Below are 6,000 nucleotides of genomic sequence, written 5' to 3'. Positions count from 1 at the left end.
CTAAGAACGAAATGAAAAGTTAACAACTTCAGTCCCAAATGTACTACAGGCGCAACATATAAGGCCTACAGTTCAATGTGTGCACATTAACTTCGTTCTAAGAACGAAATGAAAAGTTAACAACTGCATAACCGGAGGTATGTCCTGGAGCTGCATATGAAGTTTGCGCCTCAATATGCGCACATTAATTTCGCTCTAAGAACGAAGTGAAAAGTTAACAACTGCATCGCCAGAGGTATGGCCTAGAGCTGCATATGAAGTTTGTGCCTCAATGTGTGCACATTAACTTCGCTCTAGAGAACGAAGTTAAAAGTTAACAACTACAGCACCAGAGGCTATACCAATCGCAGCAGATGAAGCCCATACTTCAATGTTTGCACATTAACTTCGCTCTAAGAACGAAGTGAAAAGTTAACAACTACAGACCCATAGGCATGGGCAGGCGCAGCATATGAGGCCTACAGCTATATGTATGCACATTAATTTCGCTCTAAGAACGAAATGAAAAGTTAACCATATTTAGAACGGTGGAGATGAGCGAGAATACTTGGATAGGTCTGCAAAAGAAAAGATGGCTGCAGTAATGACAGCTAATATGAAAAGATAGGGCAGGGGAAAATGAGTAAATAATAGACACGTACAGGAGGGAGGCTAATTTGCCAATGTTGTATCTATTGACACATTAACAAATCCACAAAATTAGCGTGGATTTTGAAAATGTTGTACGGGTAAGTGCCAGGTTTTAAAAAGTATTGCCCACATAGCCCCAAGGGCTAATGCCCTTGGAACTAAATGTGTGCGAATACAAGTACTCTTACTGTTGCCCGTGCAACATGGGGTTATATATTAACCCATTGCAGAGACTAAGTAGTTCAGAGACTGGTTGTAGCCAGCAATGGTGGTATCAAGGCGAGCATACTTCTGACGTAAAGAAGCTTCGTACTCAGCGATGTACGCATCATTCTTGGTTAAGTCAGCCTCGTAGTCCTTAATCTGAGCGTTGAGGTCGTCCTCACGCTTCTTTAAGAGACCATCAGACTTAGTGTAGCTGTCAACGGTATCCTTTAACTGAGATAAGATACCAATCTTGTTGCCGTTCTTGTCCTTCTCATCAGAAGAGAAGATCTTAACAACAGCGTTGAAGTTATCGGCAATGTTCTCCTTGAACTTGGTTGAGTCTAAGGACATCTTGCCTTCTTTGTCGATCTTAATACCAATGTCGTAAATGTTCAGACCAGAGCTGTTAGCAGATACGTTGGTCATCATGTTCTGGATCTGAGACTGCAGACCACGGAGCATGGAGTCACCAGCGAGCTGACCACCGTCGTAGTTGTTGGTACCGTCGGTGTAGGTATTGTGCTCGTAAAGGGCACCCATGGTATCCATGAGAGTGTTGTATGCAGTTACGAATGCCTGCATCTTCTCAGTTACCTTCTCGGTATCAGCAGTGATCTTTACGTTATTGGAGATATAACCAGTACCCTTGTCGTCTTTCTTGGACTCGCGGTGTACATCAATGGTAATACCAGAAATAGCGTCACGGAACTCGTTGGTCTGGGACTCAAGATCCTGGCCATCTACAGTGATCTTTGCATTCTGGCCCTGAGTTACAGTCCAACCCTGCTTAGCCTTATCTGAGTCTACGCCCTTGAACTTATCGGAACCAGCACCAGCGTCGCCAGTGAAGTCCATCTTGATGTTGCCCTTGTCACCAGATACACCAGAGTCGATAACCAGCTTGGTATCGCCATTGGCTAAGGTAACGGTGGTAGCAGAAACACCAAGGTCGTTTTCGTTGATCTTACGACGGATGGAGTGGATGTTGTCGTCAGCGGCAACGTCGATCTCGATCTTACGCTCAGGACCAACCTTACCAGTCTCATCCTTAACACCAGGAAGAGTAATGGTCAGCTTGCCCTTACCGAACTTATCGGTATCCTTGAATACTTGCTCGAGCTTCTCGTTCTTAGCTACCTGAGTAACAGTAATATCGTACTCACCGTTGGAAGCATCATCCTTGGTGCTTACGGTGAAGTATGGGTTCTCAGTTGGAAGATCGGTAGTAACCTTACGAGTATTGAAGCCATTGTCCTCGGTCAAAGCCTTAATGGACTTCTGGAACTCTTCAAGAGCGCTCTTTAACTTACCAACACCTGAAAGGGTGATGCTGGTCTCTTCCTTCTTCTTGATTACATTACGGTTAATTTGGCTTGCTTTAGCCTGAACGGACGCAGCAATAATGGACTCAAAGTCCATTCCGGAAGCGGAACCGGCAGAAGTAATTTGTGATGCCATTTTGCACTCCTAGTTATTCGCACATTGCCTAGGTTTGTTGCCTAGACTGTAATTGAGTACTTGAGTTTGGGAGTTAATCCCTTTCACTTTATATAACGGTGTGAAAACTAAAACTTAAGACTTGAAAGTAACGATTTCTGTAAAACTGTATAGACAGTATCTTATGAGCCTTGTCTGTATGTTTTGCAGTAGTTTGCCTATAAAGTGTTTTGCCGCAAATTAAGTAGGCAGGCAATTGATTAGCACTTGTTCTGGCTTTGTTACATCAAGCTAAGGTATGGTTTTATCTACCGTTTACTTGTAACGCTAGCCTATCTTATACAAGTTCTAAGCCAATACGTACAAACTTGCAAAAATCTTTATTAAACAGCATAAATAGGCCTGTTCTACGACAGGGGTGAGCGCAAAATACCACGGCAAAAAGCACAAATTTCCAAGGTCAATGCGGCAATCTCTACCATATGCGTGATGTACTCAAATGTCTCTGGTTTCTTTCTTAAAGACATAAGACTTTACTTGGCTTGAAAAGCTATTTCTACAAGTATTCATCCATCAATCGGCTTAAGTGCGGCTTTTCAGGTGTCTTCGTCCTAAGAAACTATTTGTGAAACGCATAGCCATGTAAGACGTAGCAAGACAAGGCTTGTGACAATGTAGCTTTAGCTATGTGAAACGTTGGAGAAACAAAAACCGCTAGGAGCACAATGTTTACGTAGTCACAAAGTCTTTATAGCCTTTAAGTCGCTGTAAGTGTAAGAGCAATCAGGCATTCATGGTACAGGCAGGTGGTTGAGTGCGCTTTGCAGCTGTAATGGTAGCAAGTGTAAGATCTTACCGATCTCTTGCCGTCTTAAGATCATGGTTGCGATCTTAACTTCGCCTAAAGATCACAGCTGCGATCTTTGAGATCTTTTTTTAGCCCAAAGATCGCAGCTAACAGAGTAAAGATCTCAAGGGATAGCCATGATCTCAAAGGGACTGGTTAAAGATCTTGTTAGACCTCATAAGATCTCATGAGCAGTAGATTCAGTAGGATCTCAAGATCTTGCCGCGAACGGCATTGACTCAAAGTGTTCAACTAATTCTATGTGAGTTGAGTTCACCCTTTATATCCTTTATATCCCTTGTATACATGAGTAAATGTATAGCTGCACTCGTATGATGAGTGGGGCCAAATATACCCAAGATCTCAAGTTGCGAACTATGCTTGAGATCATTGGATAAGATCTTGGGTCTAGCTGTTTAACTGAGATCGCATGTAGAGATCTTGAGTTAGTGCTTGAATAGTGCTGAGTGCTGATCTTTAGGTTTGGGTGAACATTCAAGATCTTGAGATCTTAAGTTATGGCGATCTTAAGATCTCAGCATTTGGTTGTAGATATGGTCAATCGCTATCTGTTAAATCATGAAACCTTTTCTAAAGAAGATAGGCTACTGTATCTATACTTTAATCATGGCAATGCAGGCAAGTACGTGTATCTGCTGCTGAAGTGAGATTGTGGGGACCACGATCTTTGATCTTGTTACTGCGCTTGTTTCTGATCTTTTGTTTAGAGCAGAGACTAAAAAGCCCTGCATAGCAGGGCCTTTTAAGATAAGAATGGTTCGTTGATTAGAGCCAGCCTTTCTTCTTGAAGAAGATGTAAGTAATGGTTGCCGATATGAACATTAGGCATATGGAAAGTGGGTAGCCAAATTCCCACTCAAGCTCTGGCATGTATTTGAAGTTCATACCATAAAGACTTGCAATCCAGGTAGGAGGCATGAACACTACAGCAGCCACAGAGAAGATCTTGATGATCTTGTTCTGCTTATGGTTGGTGTAGCCCATGGATGCTTCTAGCTGGAAGTTGATCTTGTTTGCCAGGAATTGGGTGTGAGGCAAAATGGACTCAATATCGTTGAGCACTTCATCAATGGAGCGCTCTTGGCGATCGTCTAAAGTAGTTTCAAAAGACTTTTTAATGAAGCGTAATGCACGACGGGTATCGTATAGAGCCTGAAGAATCTGACCGTTAAGTTCCTCTTGGCGCACTAACTCGCGTAAAGTGTCCTCAACAGTATCGTCTTGGAGAATCTGATCTGCAGTTTCATCAAGTACGCCGTATGCATCCTCAATAAGGTCAGAGAGCTGATCTACCTTGAGATCTTGCAAGGTTAGCAGAATATCTAATGCAGAACGAACGTCAGCCTTACCGAAACGAATATGGTAGCGAAGTAAGCGTACGATAGACACATCATCTTCTCTGAAAGAGATAAGAAGATTTTTGCGCATGATGAACGACATGTTCACGCCACGGGTGTCATTAGCAAGACGCTGAGGGAATAAGGAGAGGATGTGAACACCATCAGCACTGATCTTAAAACGGGAGGATGACTCCAGATCGTCCATCTCGTCTTCATCAGGAACGTCCTCAACGAAGAGTTTCTCGAGCCACTCACTCTCTTCTTCGCTTGCTTGATGAACATCTAGCCAAATTACGTCCGAGGGGAGAGCATCTCCGGCTTTTACCTTGATAAGGGAGAGTCTGTTATCGTCGTAGAGTTGGCAAGCTGTAATCATTTGAGTCTCCTGAGGACAGAGTATACAGTTTAACTGTATGCCGTGCTGCTGTTCGTTAGTGTTGCCGATTACAAGCAACGTCGCATGACTGTAACCTTATATACATATGTATACATGGTTCTTAGTCTTTCTCAGTCTATTGCACCTTGAAATTGCTTACAAAGCGCATGTATTAGCCATTTATGGCCTTGTAGGGCCATTGGGCCTGTATACTTTAGGTGAATTTGCAGCTAGTGTCAAACAAAAAATGCCAGCCATATATCCTTACAAAAGCTCGCTGCAGCCATTGTCAGCGGGCATGTCGAGGTGTTAAGAGCTTAACTGTTGTTCTTGAGTAGCATGGTTATAGCGCCATTACTAACATAGCCAACATAAGAGAGTTGGCTTATAAAAGCAGCTTTCTATGTATGTTGAAGTTTTTAGCTTGTTAGACAAGAGCTAAACAAGTTCTTAACTTATACAACTGTAGTTAACTTTATACTTGAGCGTATATAGAGTACTCTCCTTTTGTTAAATCCTATATATAAGCTAATTGCACACTTGACTTCATTCGTGAGCAAGGATTTAACATTCAGTATATGTAATAATGATTGTTATGTATATTAAAATTGAATGTGTAATTGACAAATCCCATGTATGCACAGTTTCTTGAAAAATTCTTAACAAAAAGTTAACAATAGACTGATAATCTTGCGGCAAAATTTAGCCCCTGTGTTACCATTCACAGGAACAGTGCTTGTGAAGTGAATGCTCTATGCTCTCTTCAGCCCCGTCTCATTCGGGATGCAAAGTGTCTTAAGCAAACTTCCATGTCGCTCTGATTGATTATGCGCCCAACTCATTCTTAATGTTCTTAACATTAAGGCACTCTGTCTGTAGGCCTAAAGCAATCGAGTAGAAAGCTCTATTCAAAATGCTTAATAGCTACTTACAGTGTTCGAGTCTTCTATTGTTTAAAGCTAAAGCTTGAGATTATTGGCTAAAAGTTAAGCCTCAGGCAAAAAAGCTCAGTTAACAAACTGCTACATAAATAGATTTGATACCCAAGCAATAAGTCATGGTACGTATCTTTGGTTGTAGTAAAACTTAAGAACTCTTAAAACGGCAATTAAACAGTCGATAGTGGCAGATGTTTGTCTAGG

General features: G+C 42.0%; 2 protein-coding genes. Both read right to left on the bottom strand.

The window, feature by feature from the left end; translation table 11 throughout:
• Positions 1-846 precede the first annotated feature (846 nt).
• Positions 847-2,295, bottom strand: coding sequence for a flagellar filament capping protein FliD (fliD, locus tag H524_RS0106665; protein WP_027939661.1), 1,449 nt, complete (start codon positions 2,293-2,295; stop codon positions 847-849).
• 1,612 nt (positions 2,296-3,907) lie between these two features.
• The gene (gene corA, locus H524_RS0106660) at positions 3,908-4,858 is read right to left on the bottom strand and encodes a magnesium/cobalt transporter CorA (protein ID WP_027939660.1); all 951 of its coding nucleotides are present in this window, start codon (positions 4,856-4,858) and stop codon (positions 3,908-3,910) included.
• Positions 4,859-6,000: the final 1,142 nt, after the last annotated feature.

Source organism: Anaerobiospirillum succiniciproducens DSM 6400 (genome assembly GCF_000482845.1).
Classification (GTDB): Bacteria; Pseudomonadota; Gammaproteobacteria; order Enterobacterales; family Succinivibrionaceae; genus Anaerobiospirillum; species Anaerobiospirillum succiniciproducens.
This window is presented reverse-complemented; position numbering and strand designations above follow the sequence as displayed.

What these genes read in the sequence shown, in the direction of transcription:
- corA (WP_027939660.1), bottom strand. Translation starts at nt 4,858, where the DNA reads ATGATTACAGCTTGCCAACTCTACGACGATAACAGACTCTCCCTTATC.
- fliD (WP_027939661.1), bottom strand. Translation starts at nt 2,295, where the DNA reads ATGGCATCACAAATTACTTCTGCCGGTTCCGCTTCCGGAATGGACTTT.